This is a genomic window from Sediminicola luteus, assembly GCF_002514735.1.
GTDB lineage: Bacteria > Bacteroidota > Bacteroidia > Flavobacteriales > Flavobacteriaceae > HQA918.
The window spans coordinates 196,060-218,674 of record NZ_NBWU01000001.1; the positions used below are offsets into that span (position 1 = coordinate 196,060).

Here is a 22,615-nt window from a genome sequence, read left to right on the forward strand (position 1 = left end):
AAACCGTGCCACGGAAGCCCCATGTCTGTATAAATTTGTGTTAATACAAACAATAACTTACCATGGGCTACCCACGGAAATACGCCTTCGGATGCTCAAGGCTCTTATTGAAAAACGTATTTTTGTTTCAGAAAGTATGCTACATGGACAAACCCTTGATTTTAGTTACCAATGACGATGGTATAACGGCTCCCGGAATTCGCACCCTAATCCGATTAATGAAAGAAATCGGCGAGGTGGTAGTCGTAGCCCCGGACAGCCCCCAATCGGGAATGGGACATGCCATAACCATAGATAACACTCTTTACAGTAAAAAGGTAGCTGACGGTGAGTATAGCTGTAGCGGTACCCCGGCCGATTGTGTAAAACTGGGGCTGCAGGAATTATTGGGACGTAAACCGGATATTTGTGTAAGCGGAATCAACCACGGATCCAATGCCTCTATAAATGTCATCTATTCTGGTACCATGAGTGCCGCCATTGAAGCGGGTATCGAAGGGATTCCGGCCATTGGTTTTTCGCTATGCGATTATGGTTGGGAAGCCGATTTTGGACCTTCGGAACCTTTTGTTAAACAAATCGTTGAAGAAGCCCTGGCCCATGGCATACCTCCTGGGGTGGTCTTGAACGTGAACATTCCCAAGACCGACAACGGAGCTATTCCTAAGGGAATACGGGTTTGCCGACAGGCCCGTGCCAACTGGCGCGAAAAATTCGACAAGCGCCAAAGTCCGCAAGGAAAAGATTATTACTGGCTTACCGGCACTTTTGAACTATTGGACCAAGGTACCGATACCGATGAACATGCCTTATCCGAAGGCTATATCTCAGTGGTGCCTACCCAATTCGATCTTACCGCCCATCATGCCATGCACCAACTAAACTCTTGGAACCTAAAATGAACAGAAAAAAAGAAATTTTCATAGGATTGGCCGTAGGTCTTATCGCCAACACCTTGGGTACACTAGCCTATATTTTGATCTTTTCCGATATGCCCATTATTGAAACCCTACAGGCCGCCCGCGAACAAGACCATTTGGGGTCTATCTTGGCCTTGGGCGCCATATTGAACTTAGTGGCATTTTTCGGGTTTTTAAAGATTCGTCGCGATTACCGGGCCCGCGGGGTTATGATCGCCACCTTGATCAGCGCCTTGGCCATATTGTATTTCAAACTTTTTTAAAATGAAGTATTATCTCATCGCTGGTGAAGCTTCGGGAGACCTGCACGGTTCCAATTTGATCAAGGCCCTAAAAAACAAGGACCCTGAAGCCGATATTCGCTGCTGGGGAGGAGATTTAATGCAAGCGGCCGGCGGTACTTTGGTTACCCATTATAAAGAACGGGCCTTTATGGGCTTTTTGGAGATTTTGGGCAACCTAAGGAAAATCCTAGGATTTATAAAGGCCTGTAAAGCGGATATTGCCGAATTTGCTCCAGACGCCTTGATCCTAATCGATAATTCCGGATTTAATCTGCGTATCGCGGCTTGGGCAAAAGAAGCCGGTTTTACCACCCATTATTATATCTCTCCACAGATATGGGCCTCTAGGGAAGGCCGCATCGAAAAAATAAAACGCGATGTCGATTTTATGTACGTGATCCTTCCCTTTGAAAAGGATTTCTACGAAAACAAGCATCAGTACCCCGTACAGTTCGTGGGGCACCCCCTGATTGATGCTATCGGACAGGCCCAGGCTGTAGACGATGCCACTTTTCGAAAAGAAAATAGTCTGCATCCCGAAAAACCCATTATTGCCCTGTTGCCCGGCAGCCGCAAACAAGAGGTACGCAAAATGCTGGATCGTATGCTCTCGGTTGTCCCCCGATTCAAGGACTACCAGTTCGTTATCGCCGGGGCACCCAGTTTGGATACCGAATTCTATAACAGCTTTACAACCGAAGGCGTACATTTTGTAAAAAACCAAACCTATCCGCTTTTGTCGCTCTCCTATGCCGCCTTGGTTACCAGTGGTACCGCCACATTGGAAACCGCTTTGTTCAAAGTACCCCAAGTGGTCTGTTACCGTGCCCATTGGTTGTCTTATGAAATCGCGAAACGCATCATTACCCTAAGGTTTATCTCCTTGGTGAATTTGATCATGGATCGCGAAGTGGTTACCGAACTGATACAAAAAGACTTGAATACGGCCCGATTACATTCCGAACTGGAAGCCATTTTAAACGGACCCAAGCGGGAAGCTATTTTTGAAGCCTATTACGAATTGGAACAAAAATTGGGTGGTGCCGGTGCCAGTGAGCAAGCGGCCGAAGGCATTATTCGAAATAGTAAAGGTTGATTGACCTAGCCTATTTTGGAGGCGAACCATTTAAGGCCATTGGTAGTCTATTCTATGTTTTCTTTGTTCATATTCTAAACAAGACTAACTTTGATAGCAACCTAGCATCTCGTATTTATGACTAAACGGTTTTGGTTGCTTTGTCTTTCCTTACTTCTTGTCGGTTGCTTTGCCAAAAAGAAAACCACCTATGCCAAACCCCGAAAAGTGCATGTGGCCGGTGATGGTGTAGATACCGCAGGGCATCCGGAATCATCTACATCAAAAGACCTGAACCGGACCGAAGCCGATTTGATAGTAGATTCGGCCTTAGCCTATTCCGGTACCCGGTACCGTTACGGGGGTACTACGAAAAAGGGAATGGATTGCTCAGGTTTGGTTTATGTGGCCTTTCAGGAAAATGGGGAACAACTGCCGCGGGTGTCGCGTGACATGGCCCAAGAAGGCCGAAAAATCGGATTGAACAAGGTAGAAAAAGGTGATTTGTTGTTTTTCGCGACCCAAGGCTCCCGGATTAACCATGTAGGCCTGGTGGTCTCGGTTCGTGGCAAGGATATCCGTTTTATACATTCGACCAGTTCTAGAGGGGTAATCGTTTCCTCCATTCGCGAAGGCTATTGGAGCCGGGCTTTCGTAAAGGCGAAAAAGGTACTATAGCCAAATCGTCGACTGACACGATTTCAGACCTCACCTTAATCGCATTCTTCCTTAGACAAAAATCATTGATTTAGCTCGGCGGAAAACTTCGGGTTTTCAAACTAGCTACTTCAATATGAAATTGATACAGCTACTCAAAAAGACAGAAATATCCTATATTTATAACATACAGCCCACAGCCCTCCTTTATCAACATTGGTGAATATATGTTATGCCACAAAAACGTTGGATCTCGGTTTGGTTGTGCGGCCTTTTGATTTTGGGCATTTTAATCGGGTATATGTATCAACCCCGATTTGCTTTCAACTTGACCCTCACTATCATCGCTATATCAGGTTTGGGTATTGCCTATGGCCTATCGAAAAAGCAACGGAATTCCAGGATATTCCTCCCCCTTTTTATAGTTAGTGGGATTGCCTTGGGTATGCTTAGCCTGGTCCTACAGACCGAGTTGAATGCCCCTGCTTTTTTTGGCAATGCGCTAACTAACTCAGACACCTATTGGAAGCTGCAGATACGGTCGGTTTTAAAAAATTCTGCCTATTCCAGCTCGTATTTGTCACAGGTTATTCAAAGGGATGACCAAAATACTCAAGGCACCCTTTTGTTGAAACTACCTGCCGGTAGTGCCTTGGAAATCGACCAGGAAATTGAGGTCATAGGCCGAGCCGATTCCATTGCCCCATCACTATTCCCTTATAGTTTCGACTATAAAAAGTTCATGGCCCAACGCGATGTGTACTTTCAACTCAAACCCGCTAAAAGCCACTTTAGGGTACTGCCAACCCACAACCCCAGCTTTAGCGGTAAACTGTCCCGATTTCGCCAGCGATTGATGAAAAATCTAGAACAACAACCTATCGGAAATACAGAGCTAGGGGTCATAAAAGCCTTGTTGTTAGGTGAACGAAAAGACTTATCACCCGATACCTATTCCGAATACCAAAAGGCCGGGGCCGTACACCTTTTGGCGGTTTCCGGCTTACATATTGGTGTCGTACTCTGGTTACTGCATTGGCTATTACGCCCCTTGGAACTCTTACCCAAGGGACGCTATTGGATTATGGGAAGCTCTCTTGTGTTTATTTGGGGCTATGCCTTTTTGGCCGGACTCTCACCTTCAATCCTTAGGGCCACCCTGATGTTCAGTTTTCTTACCTATGCCTTTTACAGTGGTCGCATTACCAATACGTATAATATTGTGGCCCTTTCAGCATTTTTCACCTTGTTACTATGGCCACGCATGCTTTTTGAACTAGGTTTTCAACTAAGCTATGCCGCCGTTTTGGCCATTGCCACCTTTTACAAGCCCTTATTGGCCTTATGGAAACCCAAGTATATTTTGGTCGACAAAGGATGGCAACTTTTGGTCATCGGGTTTGCCGCCCAATTGGGGGTGCTGCCATTAAGTCTATTTTACTTTCATCAATTCCCGGGGCTGTTCTTTGTCAGCAATCTGATCATCGTGCCGGCCATGGGACTGGTACTGGGCTTAGGGTTTGTGGTGCTTGTATTGAGTGCCTTTCAGATACTACCCCAAGCCTTGGCCATAATGTACCACTACCTTATTTACGGTATGAACCAAGTGGTTTTTTGGGTGGCCCAACAAGAGGCCTTCTTGTTTACCGATATCCATTTTGACGGCCCCAAATTAGTATTGGGCTATTGCTGTATACTACTCCTAATTCCGTTGCTGTATTTTAAACGGCCAAAACACTACCGACGATTCCTTTTGGCCGTGCTTTGTTGGCAAAGTTATGCGGTGATTTCGCTGTACCTCGATTCCCAGCAAAGGGAAAGTTATATTTGGCATCAATTTAAAAAACCACAATTGATCAGTAGATCGGGACTACATTATACCTTGTACAGCCCTGATTCCCTTCCGCCCTATGGTGTACCAGATCTGCTGGTGGCCCAACAAGGTGTTTCCTTAACCCATAAACCCCTGGAAAACCTTTATCAACAAGACGACATTCAGCTGTTGCGATTAGACCGAGCGGCCATAGTACCCCAAGCTTCTGCGCAACCTCTAATTCTTTGGTTAAGCGATTCGCCCCGGGTGCATCTCGAAAAGGTATTGGACAGCCTCAACCCCATACAAGTAGTTGCCGATGGCAGTAATTACCCAGGTTATGTACGACGTTGGAAAGCTACTTGTAAACAAAGAAAAACCCCTTTCCACCATACCAACGAGAAAGGGGTTTTTCGAATTGAAAACTGACCGTATCGTGGCCGTCTAATGTTTTTCGTCTACAATAGCCTCTTCCGAAGTATCTGTATCTACCCCGTGCATCATCTTCTTAACTAAAGGAGACAATACCAACAATATGACACCGAAAATAAGTCCGGTATGGAAGAGCGTTTCAAAGAGTCCGGTATAACTTTCCTTGGCCGCGGCCAAATCGGTTACATTCCCTCCTGAGGTATCCAAGGAGGCCAAATTGGCCAACAATGCCGCGATATATTCAGAACCGGCTGTGGCCAAAAACCAAACCCCCATCATAAATCCAACAATTTTTCCGGGCGATAACTTGGTAACATAAGAAAGCCCCACCGGAGAAAGACACAATTCCCCCCAGGTATGGAACATATAGGCCAAAACCAACCAAATCATGGCCACCTTGCCATCCCCAGAGCCATTGGCCCCGATTACGAGCATCCAAAAACCGACACCTGCGAAGATGATTCCGATGGCGAACTTTACCGCCGCGTTTGGATTCATTTTCAACTTATCCAAACGGATCCACAACCAGGCAAAAACCGGTGCGAACAAGATGATGAATATGGCATTCAAACTTAAAAAGGCACTGGCCTGGATTTCACCGAACATCGAAGTACCCCTATCCAACACCCGATCGGCGAACAAATTCATTGAGGTATAGGCCTGTTCGAACAGCGCCCAGAAAATAACCGAGAATAAAATTAATATGGTCAATGAGAATAGGCGGTGTCTTTGGATCTTATCGCTCTTGGCAAAGGCATAATATATAATGTAAACCAAGGATACGGCACCCGATATCATTAGCAACCATTCAACCACCGAATGGCTCTGTACCATTTGCCAAACCACAAAACAGCCCAAAACAGAGAGTACATATATGGTAAGCTCATTGTTCAAGCCCATGGGACTTTTACGCTTTAACAAGGCGGGATCTTTGGCCTCTCCCCGACCGAAAAAGTATTTTTTCCCATAAATAAAGGTCACCAAACCAAATAACATTCCGATACCGGCAATACCAAAACCATAACCCCAGCCGTAGGTTTCGCCTAGCCAACCACAAAGAATGGTCCCTAGGGCCGAACCTAAATTGATCCCCATATAGAAAATGGTAAAACCAGAGTCGCGGCGTTTATCGCCTTTTTCATAAAGCTCTCCAACGATGGAGGAAATATTGGCCTTAAGAAAACCTACCCCCATAATGATAAAGGCCAAGGACAGGTAAAATATCTGAAGGGCACCATCGTCACGAACAATAGTTCCATCGGCCATTTCGGAGGCTGCTTCCCCCTCAAAGGCCATACCGATATGTCCTAAAACCAAAAGGATTCCCCCAAAAATCACGGCTTTTCTAAAGCCCAAAAACCTATCGGCCAAATAGCCTCCCAACACGGGCATGGCGTATACCAAGGCGGCATAACTTCCCACCAAAAGGTTGCCGTTATCATCGGAAAAGAGGTGATATTTCACCAAATAGAAGATGAGTAAGGCTTTCATGCCATAGAACGAAAAACGCTCCCACATCTCGGTGAGGAACAAAATGTACAAGCCTACCGGATGCCCGAAAAGTTGCTTTTGACGTATTGCCGAATTGGTTTCCATATATGTTTAGTTTCGTTAATGTACGTTACCCATAAGACGCTTCATAAGTGGTGAGAACACCAAAACGATAAGACCCGCGCCCAAAGAATATTTGGCTATTAGACTGAAGCCATCTATATAGACATGAAGGGTATCCAGACCACCCACATTGCTATCGGTACTCTCTACGGCCAACTGTTTCGAAATAAATCCTACAATCTGGAACGCATAGGCCGAAGACAAGAACCACACCCCCATCATAAAAGCCACGATCCTTTTTGGTGATAAATCGGTAATCTTGGATAAACCTACGGGCGACATAAACAATTCCCCAACAGAGATTACAAAATACATGGCCAATAAATACCAGAAAGGCACCATACCGTTTTCATCTGCACTGGCTCCACTTAAAGATAGAATGTAAAAACTAAGTCCAGCAAAAATCAAGCCCAAACCAAACTTATAGGGTGTTCTTGGGTTTTTGCCTTTTTTGTTCAATTTCTCCCACATAATGGAAATCGGTATCGCCAAAACGATAATCCACATAGAATTCAGGGCATTGGTCTGACCTGCATTAATCAACGAAAGGTTCACATTACGTTCGGCGAATAAGGTTATCACACTACCCGAAAGCTCATGGAAACCCCAGAAAATAGTCATAAAAAAGGTTATCAAGAGGGCCACGATCAGTTTCTTACGCTCATCTGGTTTACAATTGATCAATATCACCACCATATAAATCAAGATGGCTATCCCGATCAGGGTAAATACGACATTTACTATATTCTGACTTTCAAAGAAGGTACCTGGGGCACCCAATGGTTTATAGGCTGATAGCATATAGGCAATAACCGGTGCCGATAGGAAGGCTAAAATGGGCACCAAGGTTTTTTGCGGAATCCCCATGATCTTTTTCTCAAAGGCTTCCGGATTCGGGGGCAGCCCCTTATCGCCGAACACGTTTTTCTTTAAACCACTCCAAAAAACAATCAATCCGGTCAACATACCTATTCCTGCCAAACCGAAACCGTAATGCCATCCGTATTCTTCTCCCAACCATGCACATAGCAATGGGGCGACAAACCCGCCCAGGTTGATTCCTAGATAAAAAATACTGAACCCTTGATCTTTCCTTTTATCCCCATCTTCATACAAGGTACCCACGAAAGTGGAAATATTGGGTTTAAAAAAGCCATTTCCTACCACGATCAAGGCCAAAGCTAAAAAGAAAGTGGCATTGTGTTCAATAGCCAATACAAAATGCCCCAAGGCCATAAGAACACCGCCCAAGAAAATAGACTGGCGCATACCCAAGATCTTATCGGAGATCCGCCCACCGATTACCGTAGAGGCATAGACCAAAGAACCATAGGAAGCGTAAACCGCCGCTGCCGCAAAATCACGGGTCGCCAAGGCTTCGAACACCACATTGACCATATACAGGGTCAAGAGGGCCCGCATACCGTAGAAGCTAAAGCGCTCCCAGAGTTCTGCAAAGAATAAATAAAACAGGCCCTTGGGATGCCCGAACATTTCTTGTTGGTCGGTAGTTTTTACTTCAGTCATGGTTGTATGGGTGGTTTATAGGTTTTTACGAATAAAATCGGTCATTTTGGTATATAGGTGCAAACGGGTATTGCCGCCATAGATACCGTGGTTTTTATCGGGGTAAATGGCCCACTCGAAAGGCTTGTTGGCCTGTACCAGGGCCTCGATCATACGCATACTGTTCTGTACGTGTACATTGTCGTCGCCCGATCCATGCACCAATAAATACTTTCCTTTTAACAATTCGGGGTAGTTAAAAGGCGAGTTATCGTCGTAACCCGACGGGTTCTCAGCCGGGGTACGCATAAAACGCTCGGTATAGATGGTGTCGTAAAAACGCCAGCTGGTTACCGGGGCCACAGCGATGGCCATTTCAAAAACATCGGCTCCTTTAAGCAGACAGTTGGTAGCCATATGGCCGCCAAAACTCCATCCCCAGATTCCGGTTCGGTTTTCGTCTATATACTCCAAGGCGCTCAATTGCCGCGCCGCCTCAATCTGATCTTCGGTCTCATATTTAACCAAGTTCAAATAGGTAGCCTTCTTAAAATCGCGCCCCTTAAAACCGGTTCCCCTACCATCTACGCAGGCAACAATATAGCCTTCGGAAGCCAGCATTTGGTACCAGTAATCGTTCAGGCCCAACCAGCTGTTGGAAACCTGCTGGGATCCCGGACCACTGTATTGGAACATAAGCAACGGATATTTTTTCGAAGGATCGAAATCGGCCGGTTTGATCATCCACATATTCAAATCGTTTCCGTTTACCTTCAGGGTCGAAAATTCTTTGGGTACCGTCTCGTATTGGGCCAGTTTTTCCAACAACCACTGGTTGTTCTTAATCTCTTTCAACACTTTCCCGTCCTTGGCCCTTTGCAAGCTATATACGTTCGGGGTCTGGGCATTGGAAAAGGTATTGATAAAGTAAGTATAATCGGCACTAAAATCGGCACCGTTCTTACCCGTGCCCAGGGTCAGGCGTTTTTTACTTTTGCCCGAAGAGCGCACACTGTACACATCGCGATTAATGGAACCGTTCTCGGTAGATTGGTAAAAAATACGGTCGTTCTTCTGGTCGTAGCCATAGTAATGGGTTACCTCCCATGGGCCTTGGGTCACTTGGTTCATAAGCTTCCCGCCTTCGTTGTAAAGATAGATATGGTTAAACCCATCGCGCTCGCTGGTCCAGATAAAACTGTCGTCGGCCAAAAAGGTAAGGTCATCGGTAATATCTACATAGGCCTTATCGGTTTCGGTCAATAAAGTTTTTACCGAATTGTCCTTGGCATTCACGCTTAACAGTTTCAGCTCGTTCTGATGCCTGTTCAAGGTCTGTACACTCAAATAATCGGCATGGTTCATCCATTTGATACGGGGAATATAATATGGCTTGCCCAAATCTACCTCGGTATTGGTGCCTTGGGCCACATCGTGCATATGCAGACTTACCACGGCATTGTTCTCCCCAGCCTTGGGGTATTTAAAGGCATATTGTTGCGGATACAATTCAGAGCCATACATATCCATGGAAAAATGAGGCACCTCGGTTTCATCGAAACGTAGGAAAGCGATCTTACTACCATTGGCATTCCAGGCAAAAGCCCGTACAAAGGCAAATTCCTCTTCGTACACCCAATCGGTAATACCGTTTATGATCTTGCCTTTTTCCCCGTCTTGGGTAATGGCTTTGGTAGTACCTGCGGCCACATCGAAAATATGGATGTTATTGTCCTTCATATAGGCCACTTGCCTTCCGTTGGGCGATAAGGCCGGCGATTGGATCTTGGCATCGGCGATCTTGGTCAGTTTTTTAGAGGCGATATCGTATACATAATACACCCCTAGTCGCGAGTGTCTAAAAATACGTTCGATCTCGGTGGCCAAAAGCAATTGGGTCTCCCCCTTGTTAAACTCGTAGCTAGAAAATCGGAGTCCGTCCAATTCGGCGCTAGAAACAATGGTACCCACCTTTTCCTGGCTTACATAATCGTATTTATCCAAAGAAACGGTACCGGTTTTCCGGTCTTTGTTCAACACCGTATAGTGTTTGCCGTCTTCCATAGAGCTCAACGCATCCAAACCTTGGGTATAGAACTCCCACCCCCAAATCTCCTCCAACGTAATCGTCTTCTTTTGGGCGGTGGCCAAACTGATCATCCCTATCATTAACAGCAACAGGGAACTTATCTTTTTCATGTAGTGTGATTTAAGTGTTTCCGGGATAACCAATTAGCATATAATTTACCTTGTCGAAGTATTTCGTCAAGGCTCCCAGACTATCAAGTTGATTAAAAACCCCCAATTTTAATCATAATTTAATTAAAAATTAAACTTTTAACGCTAAATATTGCTATTCCGATAATCTAGTGGAAACCATACCCCAAAACCCCATTCAAGATTGTAAGAAGCTTGGTAGGCATGCTATGAATCACTAGGGCGTTTCCCTCCTCAGGTCGGGTCGGGCTATACGCACTACACGGTAGTTTGCTCCTATCCCTAACGCGGGCATACTCAACAGCAGCGCGCCATAGCACAAGAACTAATCGCAGCTTACCCCCCTATTATCCCCCAAGGGGATGCCCTAAAATACCACACCCCTATCTACCATTCTACAAGCTAGAATGGAGCAAACCGCTCCATTGAACCCTACTTTGATGCTCAAGAGACCGACATTAGGCTGGCAAACCGTATCTTTATGCCCCGAAAACAGAACACTATGTCTAGCCCCATACAAGGTTTTTCCAAACTGGACAAAGAAGCCAAAATAGATTGGATCGCCGAACGCTACACCCAAGATCCCGAGGCAGCCAAAGCCTTGTTAAAAACCTATTGGAACAACGATGCGCGTTTGCAACAACTGCATGACGAATTCATTGAAAATACCCTGACCAACTATTACCTACCACTCGGTATCGCACCCAACTTTTTGATCGACGACCAGCTCTACGCCATTCCCATGGCCATTGAAGAGAGTTCGGTGGTGGCTGCAGCCAGTAAGGCAGCCAAATTCTGGGGCGACCGTGGCGGATTTACCACCGAGATACTGGGTACCGAAAAAATTGGCCAAGTGCATTTTATGTACAAGGGTAGCACAGCTGCGTTACAAGCCTATTTTGACCATATCAAACCCCAATTGCTCAGCGATTGTGCCGACCTTACCCAAAGTATGGAAAAACGTGGTGGCGGTATTACCGATATCGTTTTGGTAGACAAGAGTGGGGAGCTCGAAAACTATTATCAACTGCATGCCACCTTCGAGACCCTAGATGCCATGGGGGCGAATTTTATAAACTCTTGCCTAGAGCAGTTTGCCAAAACCTTTAAGGCAGGGGCCCAACATTTCGATGGATTTACCGAAGCAGAACAACAAATCGAGGTGGTTATGAGCATCTTATCCAATTACGTACCCCAATGCCGGGTTAGGGCCAGTGTCAGCTGTCCGGTAGACGAGCTCACCGAGGGGACCATCAACGGTCAGGCCTTTGCCGAAAAATTCGTACAGGCCGTACGTATCGCCGAAATAGAACCTTACCGGGCCGTGACACACAACAAAGGTATTATGAACGGTATAGATGCCGTAATACTGGCCACCGGAAACGATTTTAGGGCTGTAGAGGCCGGGGTACATGCCTATGCCGCCAAAACCGGTCGTTATACCAGTCTAACCCATGCCAAAATAGAAGATGGTGTCTTCCACTTTTGGATCGAGATACCGCTGGCTTTGGGCACCGTAGGCGGGCTCACAAAATTACACCCTATGGTAAAGCTGGCCTTGGAGATCCTACAGCAACCCACAGCCAAAGCGCTGATGGGTATCGTGGCCGTGTCTGGACTGGCCCAAAATTTTGCCGCTTTGCGTGCTTTGGTAACCACCGGCATACAACAAGGGCATATGAAAATGCACCTGTTCAACATTCTGAACCAATTCGATGCGAGCAGCTCGGAAAAAGAAGCCATCAGTAGTCAATTCCAAGATAAAACGGTAAGCCATAGTGCCGTGGTCAACGCCCTAAAAGCCCTACGGGAATAATGGAACGGTATTATGCCCACGGCAAACTGCTGTTAACGGCCGAATACGCCGTATTGGAGGGTGCCAAAGCATTGGCCCTGCCCACCAAATTGGGGCAGTGTATGGAGGTAAGCTCCATAGACGGTAATACTTTGCTCTGGCAGGCTTACGACCACCAAGATACCCTTTGGTACCAGGGCCGTTTTAAAAGGGATGGCACCCATTTGGCCATAGATCAGGCCCAAGATTTGGATACCAGCACTACCTTACTACAGCTTTTAAACCATTGTATAGACCAACGTCACGAGTTTCTGGAAGTTGTGTTGGGCAAAGAAGTGGCTACACATCTAGAATTTCCACGCGATTGGGGCTTGGGCTCTTCGTCTACGCTGATCAGTACCTTGGCCCAATGGTCGCAAACCGACCCCTACAAACTCCTTTGGGAAGCTTTTGGCGGCTCGGGTTACGATCTAGCCTGCAGCCAAGCCCAAGGCCCTATTTTCTATACCAAAAAGTGGCCTACCCCTATCGTAACCTCTGCCCCATTCAACCCTGATTTTACAAACGAATTATTCTTCGTTCACCTAAACCAAAAACAGAACAGTCGCGAAGCCATAACCCAATACCGTAAAAAAGGCATTACCAGCGACCAATTGGCTAGCGTAAACGAACTGACGGATGACCTAACACAAGCCACAAGCCTCGATAGCTTTGAAAAAGCGCTAGCTAGCCACGAAGATTTGCTTGCCGAAGTTCTCGGAATACCCCCAGTAAAAGAGCGGCTCTTTCCCGATTATCCGGGTCAGATAAAAAGTTTGGGCGCCTGGGGCGGGGATTTTGTTTTGGCGACCCGCCAAGAAGCAACAAGCTACTTCCCCGGCAAAGGTTATACTACGGTTATCCCATACCCAGAAATGATACTTTGATACTACCAACAATAGCTAAGCAAGCATGGTAACAACAAAAAAACGCCCCCGAATCGGAGGCGTTTCTATTTTTTAGGCAACTCGGTTCTTAATAGAACATCACCCTTTTGTCTTCGATATCGGCAGCTTTCTTTAGTGCTTGGAACACACGTCCGTTTACACCATTGGCAGCACTGGTCTGCAAGGTATTGGCATAGGTGCTATAGTTATCTAAAGCCGGAGCAACCTCCTTTTTGGTCACTTTAACCAAGAATACCCCGGTCTCACCTTCTATCAAACTAGAGGTTGCACCATCGGCCAAAGCATGGGCGGTTCCGATTACCAAAGGCTCGCGCCCAGCACCCGGAATGGTTGGCGATTTTACGGTAACTGCAGTAGCATTGGCTACCGACACATTATTGGAAGAAGCAAAATCTTCGAAAGATTTGCCTTTATTGGCCGCAATGATCTGGGCCGCTTTTTTCTCCTTACGGATTCTTGGCAAAACACGGGTCGAAGCATCTTCTGCAGACATGGTTCCTTTATTGTAACGTCGGGTTACCTGGGCAATGGCGTAACCATTGTTTACATTGAACTTTTTAATATCGCCTACACTGGTTTCTTCATTAAAGGCCCAAGACACGATACCCCTTTGCGACCCCAATCCGGGTAGGTTCTCGTCCATTTCCTTTAATTTATTTACCGGAAGCACGGTATAACTGCTTTCCTTGGCCAAATCGAGGAAAGACCCTTTACCCTCAACGGCCGACATTTCAAAAGTAGTGGCATCGGTAAAGAGTTTATTGTTGGTTTCCTCTGAAGCCTCTATTTCACGGCTTAGGGTAGCTACCTGTACGATATCCTGTTTATCGTCGATATGTACGATATGGTATCCGAATTCAGTTTCTACCATACCTACATGATCTACCGGATTCTGAAAAGCGAAATCGTTGAATACATCGGTCATCATACCTTCTTGGAAATACCCAAGGTCTCCACCTCTTGGGGCAGACGGTCCATCGGAATTATCACGGGCCAAGGTGGCGAATACCGCATCGGCCTTTTTGGCTTCGGCCAACATTTCTTTGGCTTTTACCTCAGCTTCTTCTTTGGTACGGGTTACACTAGGATTGGCCCTTTCGGCACCTTCCCAGGCAATCAAAATATGACTGGCCTTAACCGCGCCGTTAGCTTTACGGCCCATCATACGGGTTACCTTAAAGAAATCGCCATCGCGATAAGGCCCAAAAGTCTTACCTGTAGGCAAGGCCATTAAGGTATCGGCAAACTGCGAAGGCAAGGCGTTCTTTTGCTTGTAAATGGTGTCGTATTTTTCGTCGGAATGGGTATCTAAAAAGGCGGCCACATCGGCTACGTTCTTAAATCCTTGTATGGTATCGATGCCTATGTTTTCGTTACCTTCTACCTTATCTTCCAACAAGGCACTGATAGCAGCCTTAACCGCGTTTTCATCTTCCAAAGAAGGTTTGTCCTCAAAATAGACCAATTGTATATCCCTGGCATTTTCTTGCTCAAACTCACTAGCATGTTTAGTGATATAGGCCTCGATTTCCGGCTTATCTACGGTAATACTACTATCGGCAATAGAAGAATAAGGTACACGTACATATTGGATATCTACTTTATCGTTGGCCAAATGGTAATCTAGTTCCCCTTCTTTCAAAGTAGCACCTACACCGGCCTTGATCATATTGTAATACACTTGCTCACGGGCACTCTGTATGATCGCCTTTTCTTGCTGCAACCAGAACTGATACTGGGCATTGGCATTGGGATCCGACTTGGCGTCTTCCCTTAATCTGGCGATTGACTCTTTAAAACGGGCCTCGCTAAACACACCATTGGCATCTAAATACTCAGGGTTCTGGGAGAATCCCGGATTTTGGGCAATATAGTTTACGATCTGGTCACTTTGGATATCGATACCCAAGCCTTCTACTTCCTGACCCAAAATGGTACGTTGCAACTCTTGGTTCCATACCATATTCACCAACTGGGTACTGCTCATATTGGCACCATAGGCACGGGAAGCCTGCTCCATTTTACGGGCAAATGATTCCCTACTAATCTCGGTTCCGTTAACCTCGGCAACGGCCGAACCTACGTTACCCGCCCCGGAAAAATTGTCACTACTGAACACTCCGGAAATCACAAAAGCGAAAAGGGCCAAACCAATAATCAAAATCAAAACGGTGGTCCTTTTCCTTATATTCTCTAAAATAGCCATTCTATGCTTGGTTTTATCAGTGGGCGAAAATACTGATTTCTTTGTAATATGTCAAAAGGTGGAAAGTCAAATAATCAATAGGATATGCCGCCTTAGCTAGAAATTGGAACATTTAACACACCTACACGGTCTTTTACCCTTCGTGTCGGTCAATTTTTCAATTACTGCTACGGAATTATTTCTTTTCTTAATCTGACACGAATTTCACGAATTGACACGAAATCTTCCAATCCTTCTTCCTCCCTAACCAATTTTCAAATCGCCGAATCTTCAAATTGTCACATCATCACATTGTACATGGCTACATTTTTAACTCATAAAGCCTGATTCGCAATGAACTGACCGGAAAAGATCTGGTTTCACAGAGCTTCACAGAGAATACTCAGGGTTTCACGGAGAATCAAGTGTTTTCTACCTTCATCTTTATTATGGTTTGACACGAATTTCACGAATTGGCACGAATTTTTTCTATCCTTCCTGGCACCCACCCAATTTTCAAATCACCAAATCTTCAAATTGGCACATCGTACACGGCTACATTTTTGTCTCATAAAGCCTGATATGTAATGAACTGACCGGAAAAGACATGTTTCCACAGAGCTACACAGAGAAGACGCGGAGTTTCACGGAGAATTTCGCTTTTTCAACCTTCACTGGGGGTTTGGTTTGACACGAATTGGCACGAATCCTTCGTACCTCCATCAACCCCATTTTCAAATCTTCAAATCACCAAATCGCTACATTGCTAAATTGAAGACCACTTACTTCCCTCTTCGATTTACTCTTCCCCTACGATTTCCAAAACAACGGTATCTATTTTGGTATTGGAGACTTCGAGTACGGTTAAATGGTAATGTCCGAGCTGGATTTCCGTGCCCTGTTCAGGGATATCACCGGTCTGGCTCACGATGAGTCCGCCCAGGGTTTCGTATTCATCGGATTCGGGCAGCTCTAGCTTATATTGTTCGTTTAGGTAATCTACCTCATGTCGAGCCGATAGTTTGTATTGGGTCTCTGACAATTGTTCTTCCAAGAGCTCTATGCTATCGTGTTCGTCTTCAATTTCACCGAAAAGCTCTTCTACGATATCTTCAACGGTAAGTATTCCTGAAGTACCCCCATACTCATCTAAAACCACGGCCACACTTTTACGTTTTTTGGTAAGCACGTTTAAAATATCATTTACGCCCATGGTCTCGGGCACGAACTCAACCGGCAACAATATACTTCGGATGGTCTTCGGCTTTTTGAACAACTCGAAGGAGTGTACATAGCCAATAATATTATCTATGGTCTCTTTAAATACCAAAATCTTAGAGTAGCCGGTTTCGGTAAACAGTTTGGCCAGGTTTTTTGGGGTCTCATGCATTTCTACTGCCATAATCTCGGTTCGGGGCACCATAACCTCCCGGGCCCGCACATTGGTAAAATCCAAGGCGTTTTGAAACATTTGGATCTCCGAGTCAACATCGTCGGCCTCTTCAACGGTTTCCATCTGTTCCGTAATATAATCGCCCAACTCTAATTTACTAAAGGCCAATTGGGACTCATCTCCTTCAGTTTTAAAAAATACCTTAAGAATGATATCGGACACCCAGATCACGAATTGCGATATGGGAGAAAACAGCACATAAAAAATATAGGCTGGAAGCGCCAAAGCCTTTAACAAGGTATTCGCATACACCTGAAACACCACCTTGGGCAAAAATTCAGCCGTTAACAATATGATCAGGGTAGAAATTACGGTATGGGTAAGCAACCTAAAATCGGTAAGGGCCAACTGTACCCAAACCGTATCCGCAGGCAAAAAGGCGGTTGACCAATTGACCAACAAACGTCCCATAAACCAACCATATACCACCAAGGCAATATTATTACCAATAAGCATGGCCGCAATAAGCTTGGAGGGCTTTTGGGTGAGTCGGCGCAAAATATAAGCCAGAAAACCCTCTTGCTTTTTTTCAAGCTCAATATGGATTTTATTAGCCGATACGAACGCAATTTCCATGCCCGAAAAGAAAGCGGACAGTACTAAAGAAAGAACGATAACGACTATTGTTTCCACCTAGCTATTCCCCTTGGTTTTTCTTGTGCTGCTCAAAGCGCTTGCGATAACGCCGTTTAAAGAAGAACATACCTACGGAAACCACCATAAAGAAAACAAAGATATAAGCATAGTTACGGTCGGTACCCCAAAGCTCATAAATCTTAAAAGCCGAAAGAATGGCCACGATCAAATACAGGTATTCGGTATATTTTAAAATCTTAATCATCATTTTCCTTTAAAGTCAACAACCCAAACGTTTTATGGGCGTTGAAAAATTTGAAATCGGTTTTCACATCCATACCTTCCCCATCCATTACGGTACGGTCTTCGGGGTTGGTATATTTGAATTTTTCTTGGGTAAACACCCAACTTCGCTTACGATCCCAATAGAGCTGGGAGGTTTCCATAAGCTTGCCATCGTGGGTATGTACGGTAACGTTACCACGTAAGTCGGTGAGCCCGGTTTGGGTATAGACTATACCATAATCTCCCGTTATCACCGTCTTATTCCCTGCCTCGTCGAAATAATCGAGCTCTAATCCGTTAGGAAACTCACGATACTTGAACACCAAGTTTTCGTAATCCTTCATCACCGGACTTCGCATAACTACCAATACCCGCGCCGTATCGGCATCGACTCCTTTTAAATCGCGGGTCTCGGAATAGGTGACCGTAAAATCTTCAGCAATTCCACTGGCAAACAACATAGGAGGTTTCTCGGCCCCCACCTTTTCATAGGTATCGGAACAAGACAAAAAAAGCATTGCCCAACCAAGGGCAATGCTCATAAAAATGTATGTTTTTTTTAGGTACATGCTATAAGCTAGGCACTTTTACGCTACCGCCAACCCAACATTTAAAGGTAACGGATTTACCGGCCATTCCCGAGTTAAAGATCATCTCTTTGGTCGGGGCCTTGGCACTGTAACTAGCAGCTGACTTCTTGGCCCTAGAGCTCAAAGAAGGATCTACCCTACCAGCCTTACGGGCCATATCGGCAGCTTTCCAGTAAATCGCACGCTTTTCGAACGGTGTTGACCCACAAGCGTTGGCAGAGCCGGCATACAAACTGGCGATCAACAAATACGCCTTTCCGTTAGAAGGGTTGGCATTGATGGCCTTTTGGGCGTAACTTCTAGCGGTAGACTTACTTCCTTTTCTATAAATCGTAGCGATCTTGTATAGGATATTCGATTTTTTGATAGGATCGTTCTCCAATTCAACAGCCTTGTTAAAATCGGCCAACGCCCCTTTGGAATCCCCTGCTTTTTGCTTGATGGAACCCCCATACATATAGGCTTCGGCAGAAGGATCTAAGGCCAACTGGGCCTCGAACAATTTAATAAACAACGGATCGTCGGTACATTCTTTGGCGAACATACGGCCTACGGCACCTTTTACCCACTTCACATCGTTCTTTTTGGCTTCGAAGTTTTTGGTATACAACGGAATCAAATTCTCACAATCGGCCAAATTACCCAATTTGGTATCGATACTCCCTGAAATCTTACCAAAAGACTGTGAATTAACTGTGGCAGCCTTTAAGGTTCTTTTCTCTTTAGAGGTCAACGTACCCGCCTCTTCTTTAGGCAACAACTTTGTAATGGTTGCGGTCAACTTATTGTTCTCTTCCTCGATCTTGGTGGTTACTTGATCGTAAACATCAAAAACCTCTTGCAAATCTTTTCTACCGGCCTTATGCTCATCTACCAAACTAGAGAACATTAAGTACAAGGCTTTGGGATTTTTAAAATTGATATAATCTTGATCAAAAGCATATTTAAGACCCTCATAAACGGCTCCAGTGTCTACCATTTTATGGTCATATTTGGTAAGGATATCGTTTATGGTAGCTTTTGCCAAGTTGGTTTTATTCGGAAAGTTCTCCAAACCACCTTTGTACAGCTCAATCAAATCCTGCACATATCCATCCTTATCGGCCCCAGAAGAATTTTTAATCTTGTGCTTTAAGATTCTTTCGCCATAGGCGTAGTTGGCCCAGTTCATCTTTGGGCAGTTATCGTAGACCTGCTTCCAAGGCTCAAAGGCCGCGTCGTAGTTTTTGGTCTTTACATATTCTACATATATAGACAGGTTGGTCCTACACTCCTGCTCTTGGGCAGACGTAAGGCCCAAGGTCCCAAGAAAGGCCACCGTCAATAAAATCAAACTCTTTTTCATGGTACGCTATTAGTTTAGATGATTATGCTACGAAAATATTAATTTATTCTAGTTTTTTGGAACCAGCGGTCATTTAATGACAAACCGATCCGTACTTTAAAATAATTCTCTTGGACCAAATTGGCCGTAGAGGTTCCTTTTCTACCTAGTTCAAAACCAATATTTATATTCGAAAAATTGTTTCCTACACTAGGCATCGGCAGACCAAGTCCAAAAGTTATGCCAAAATCGTTAATGTCCCGACCATTGACCACCATTCCCGTTTGATGGTAACGGAAACCGGCCCGGTAGACTACGCGTTTAAAGTATTTATTGAAGGAGTTATATTCGGGAATCCAAAACCCACCTACGGCCAACTTACTCCCTTCGGTATAACCTACATTATCGATTCCTAAGAAGTCGTTAGAGAAATCGTTCAAGTCTTGAATACTATACTCCCCACCAACGAACCAGTGCTTTTCTTCACCTACACCAACACCCATAGTAAATATGGTAGGCACCTTAATCTCCGTATTACGTCCGGCCCCTAAATCGACATCTATGGTCTCCACCCCATTTCCGGTAGAAGTAGAAAAAGACCCTATGGTACGGGTATTTTCAGAATTCAGGTTTGCCTGTGTGCGCGCTCTTAATGAACTGTATAGATTTAGCTTTTTGGTCAAACTCGGGTTATAGTTCAAAGCAAAATTAAAATCGAAGCCGCGCACCCTTGATTTGCGTTCGTCCAAGGTGCCGAACTGTACATCTTCCTCGGCCTGGACCCTTCTATACTCCAAACTACCAAAATTGAACCCACCGGTAGCACCAATGGAAACATCTTTATGAATTTGCGCCCCTACGGAAAAGTACAGCTTGTTTATGCTTCCGTCTCCAGTAAAGGTATTGATTACCCGGTTACCCGCCGGACTCTCACTTTCAGTAGCCAAATTATAGCCAACCCCAGTAACGGGCTGTAACCCAAAACCAATAGCCACACCACGACCCAAAGGCAAGCCCATGGCGATATAATCCAAGGTGGTGAGGGAGGTGTTTTGAGAATCGGCATTATACTCTTCCAACCAATATTCGGTATGCGATGCGCCACCGGCATAAGTAGCCAAGCGCAATTTACCGTAGGCGGCCGGATTGGTGAGGTTTATATGTATACTATCGGCATACATTCCTATGCCTCCCATCATGGCATTTTCTACCGTACTGGCATTTCGCACTTCTCCAAGACCGAAAAACGAGTAAGGGGATATGGAACTATTTTGGGCGTTCAACACCAATGAGGCCAGGCCGAATATGCCTAATAATATCTTTTTGATCATTTACCCTTAGTTGTGTTCTAGTAAGCGATATAACCCCCAGAGGAGAAAATCGGAGTGGGCAAATATGGTATTTTTTAACCTTTTAGACAAAAAATGGGCGTCACCGCCTGTTAAAATAACTGTTAAACTTTGAAAACGCTGGTGGTATTGTGTGACTACCCCGTCCAGTTCGCACGCCAAACCATGAATAACCCCACTATGCATGGCTTCTTCGGTATTTTTTCCGACAAGGTCTTTTGGCGATTTCGGTGCCAACAAGGGCAGACCAGCGGTTTGATTATGCATAGCCTTATAGCGCATTTGTATACCCGGCGAAATCGCACCTCCTAAATACTTCCCATCTTCGGTTAACAAGTCGTAAGTCACACAACTACCGGCATCTATAACCAAGGTATTACCCGATGGGTTATAAAAGTAGGCACCCACAGCCACGGCCAACCGATCTACCCCAAGGGTGCTTGGGGTTTTATAATCTAATTGAATCGGTATAGGTGTATCGATCCCAAACACGGTTAACGCCACCCGATTCCGCAAGGCCGTTTCCAAACCTTCTGGCATTTGCCCCACACAACACAGCATGGCCGCTTGGATATTGGGATAGGTTTCAAAAAGCCCCTCTAAAGCCAATAGCACCGAATCCCGCGCCACGATATGCTTGGTGATTTGGTCGTTATTTTGGTAAATGGCCCACTTAATTCGGGTATTCCCTACGTCTATAATCAGCTTCATATCACAAAGATGGGAAAAAGGACGCCATTTTTTCAAAAAAATACTTGGGATATCGTAAAAATGGAATTATATTTGCAACCGCTTTTACGAGCTGGTACGGTACCTTAGCTCAGTTGGTAGAGCAACGGACTGAAAATCCGTGTGTCCCTGGTTCGATTCCTGGAGGTACCACAAACTAGAAACCACAACCTTTAACCGTTGTGGTTTTTTTTTATACGGTAAATTGTCCCTGGCTCCCCCGAAGTGTCGGGGCTGGAGGTACCACAAACTAGAAACCACAACCTTTAGCCGTTGTGGTTTTTTTATGCGGTAAAATTATCCCTGGTTCCCCCGAAGTGTCGGGGCCGGAGGTACCACAAACTAGAAACCACAACCTTTAACCGTTGTGGTTTTTTTATGCGGTAAATTGTCCCCGGCTCCCCCGAAGTGTCGGGGCCGGAGGTACCACAAATTAGAAACCACAACCTTATCCGTTGTGAAACCATGTACCTATACATTCTCTTTAGCCCATCTACAAACAAATACTATACTGGGATTTCACCAAATCCTGGAGTAAGGACAACACTTCACAACTCGCATCATTTTAAAGGCGCATACACAAAAATAGCAGTTGACTGGCATATTGTTCTCACCAAAGAATTCCCAACACGACGTGACGCCCAATTCATAGAAAGTTTCATAAAACGAATGAAAAGCAAAACGTTTATTCAAAAAATCATCGAAAACCCTGTGATTCTCGACGATATTCTTTCTAAAAGATAATTTGGTTCCCCTGGTTCCCCCGAAGTGTCGGGGCTGGAGGTACCACTTATCCTATACTAAGCACAATTGATGTGTTTAGTAGCAGGTCGCCTATAGACCGTACTATTGGATTTGCTTTCC

Annotated in this window: 18 protein-coding genes and 1 tRNA gene; 9 read left to right on the plus strand and 10 right to left on the minus strand. The window is 45.2% G+C overall.

All coding sequences use genetic code 11. The features are described 5' to 3' along the window. Window positions 1–143: 143 nt before the first annotated feature. The 5 genes from surE (at window position 144) to B7P33_RS07700 (ending at window position 5,178) form a co-directional block, all read left to right on the plus strand. Window positions 144–902, plus strand: coding sequence for a 5'/3'-nucleotidase SurE (surE, locus tag B7P33_RS07680; protein ID WP_097441397.1), 759 nt, complete (start codon window positions 144–146; stop codon window positions 900–902). Continuing rightward, the gene (locus B7P33_RS07685; RefSeq protein ID WP_097441398.1) at window positions 899–1,183 is read left to right on the plus strand and encodes a hypothetical protein; all 285 of its coding nucleotides are present in this window, start codon (window positions 899–901) and stop codon (window positions 1,181–1,183) included. The genes surE and B7P33_RS07685 overlap by 4 nt, the downstream gene beginning before the upstream one ends. A gap of 1 nt (window position 1,184) precedes the next feature. Beyond that, window positions 1,185–2,300 (plus strand): lipid-A-disaccharide synthase, encoded by a 1,116-nt coding sequence (gene lpxB, locus B7P33_RS07690; protein ID WP_097441399.1) that lies wholly within the window; start codon window positions 1,185–1,187, stop codon window positions 2,298–2,300. A gap of 117 nt (window positions 2,301–2,417) precedes the next feature. Continuing rightward, window positions 2,418–2,957: a C40 family peptidase gene (locus B7P33_RS07695; RefSeq protein WP_097441400.1), complete on the plus strand. Its 540-nt coding sequence runs from the start codon at window positions 2,418–2,420 to the stop codon at window positions 2,955–2,957. Between the two features lie 211 nt (window positions 2,958–3,168). Beyond that, window positions 3,169–5,178, plus strand: coding sequence for a ComEC/Rec2 family competence protein (locus B7P33_RS07700; protein ID WP_097441401.1), 2,010 nt, complete (start codon window positions 3,169–3,171; stop codon window positions 5,176–5,178). A gap of 15 nt (window positions 5,179–5,193) precedes the next feature. On the opposite strand, the gene B7P33_RS07705 is transcribed toward B7P33_RS07700, so the two are convergent. The 3 genes from B7P33_RS07705 to B7P33_RS07715 are packed head-to-tail and all read right to left on the minus strand — an operon-like array spanning window position 5,194 to window position 10,500. Next, a complete protein-coding gene (locus B7P33_RS07705) occupies window positions 5,194–6,777 on the minus strand; it encodes a peptide MFS transporter (RefSeq protein WP_097441402.1) in 1,584 nt (527 codons plus the stop codon). A gap of 15 nt (window positions 6,778–6,792) precedes the next feature. Further along, on the minus strand, window positions 6,793–8,322 hold the full coding sequence (locus B7P33_RS07710; protein ID WP_097441403.1) for a peptide MFS transporter: 1,530 nt from the start codon (window positions 8,320–8,322) through the stop codon (window positions 6,793–6,795). 15 nt (window positions 8,323–8,337) lie between these two features. Further along, complete coding sequence (locus tag B7P33_RS07715; RefSeq protein ID WP_097441404.1) at window positions 8,338–10,500, minus strand: S9 family peptidase; 2,163 nt, start codon at window positions 10,498–10,500, stop codon at window positions 8,338–8,340. 520 nt (window positions 10,501–11,020) lie between these two features. On the opposite strand from B7P33_RS07715, the gene B7P33_RS07720 reads away from it, so the two are divergent. Both B7P33_RS07720 and B7P33_RS07725 read left to right on the plus strand, forming a co-directional pair. Beyond that, entirely contained in the window at window positions 11,021–12,334 is a 1,314-nt protein-coding gene (locus tag B7P33_RS07720; protein ID WP_245871769.1) for a hydroxymethylglutaryl-CoA reductase, degradative, read from the plus strand. Continuing rightward, on the plus strand, window positions 12,334–13,239 hold the full coding sequence (locus tag B7P33_RS07725; protein WP_097441406.1) for a GYDIA family GHMP kinase: 906 nt from the start codon (window positions 12,334–12,336) through the stop codon (window positions 13,237–13,239). The genes B7P33_RS07720 and B7P33_RS07725 overlap by 1 nt, the downstream gene beginning before the upstream one ends. 88 nt (window positions 13,240–13,327) lie before the next feature. Here the strand turns inward: B7P33_RS07725 and B7P33_RS07730 are convergent, their stop codons facing one another. From B7P33_RS07730 to B7P33_RS07760, 7 genes are all read right to left on the minus strand, one after another. Then, a complete protein-coding gene (locus B7P33_RS07730; RefSeq protein ID WP_097441407.1) occupies window positions 13,328–15,466 on the minus strand; it encodes a peptidylprolyl isomerase in 2,139 nt (712 codons plus the stop codon). A gap of 778 nt (window positions 15,467–16,244) precedes the next feature. Then, on the minus strand, window positions 16,245–17,531 hold the full coding sequence (locus B7P33_RS07735; RefSeq protein WP_097441408.1) for a hemolysin family protein: 1,287 nt from the start codon (window positions 17,529–17,531) through the stop codon (window positions 16,245–16,247). Between the two features lie 4 nt (window positions 17,532–17,535). Next, window positions 17,536–17,739, minus strand: a complete 204-nt coding sequence (locus tag B7P33_RS07740; RefSeq protein WP_097441409.1) for a hypothetical protein — start codon at window positions 17,737–17,739, stop codon at window positions 17,536–17,538. Continuing rightward, window positions 17,732–18,301, minus strand: a complete 570-nt coding sequence (gene lptC / locus B7P33_RS07745; protein WP_245871714.1) for an LPS export ABC transporter periplasmic protein LptC — start codon at window positions 18,299–18,301, stop codon at window positions 17,732–17,734. Before lptC ends, B7P33_RS07740 begins: the two co-directional genes overlap by 8 nt. Before the next feature lie 28 nt (window positions 18,302–18,329). Beyond that, window positions 18,330–19,694, minus strand: coding sequence for a tetratricopeptide repeat protein (locus tag B7P33_RS07750; protein WP_097441411.1), 1,365 nt, complete (start codon window positions 19,692–19,694; stop codon window positions 18,330–18,332). Between the two features lie 38 nt (window positions 19,695–19,732). Beyond that, complete coding sequence (locus B7P33_RS07755; protein ID WP_097441412.1) at window positions 19,733–21,004, minus strand: hypothetical protein; 1,272 nt, start codon at window positions 21,002–21,004, stop codon at window positions 19,733–19,735. 6 nt (window positions 21,005–21,010) lie between these two features. Next, window positions 21,011–21,733, minus strand: a complete 723-nt coding sequence (locus B7P33_RS07760) for a type III pantothenate kinase (protein WP_097441413.1) — start codon at window positions 21,731–21,733, stop codon at window positions 21,011–21,013. A 98-nt stretch (window positions 21,734–21,831) separates the two neighbouring features. Between B7P33_RS07760 and B7P33_RS07765 the strand changes: the two genes are divergently transcribed. Further along, window positions 21,832–21,904 (plus strand) — tRNA-Phe (locus B7P33_RS07765). Window positions 21,905–22,216: 312 nt separating this feature from the next. Further along, window positions 22,217–22,495 carry a GIY-YIG nuclease family protein gene (locus B7P33_RS07770; RefSeq protein WP_097441414.1) on the plus strand — a complete coding sequence of 93 codons (279 nt, stop codon included), beginning with the start codon at window positions 22,217–22,219 and terminating at the stop codon, window positions 22,493–22,495. The last annotated feature ends 120 nt before the right edge of the window (window positions 22,496–22,615 follow it).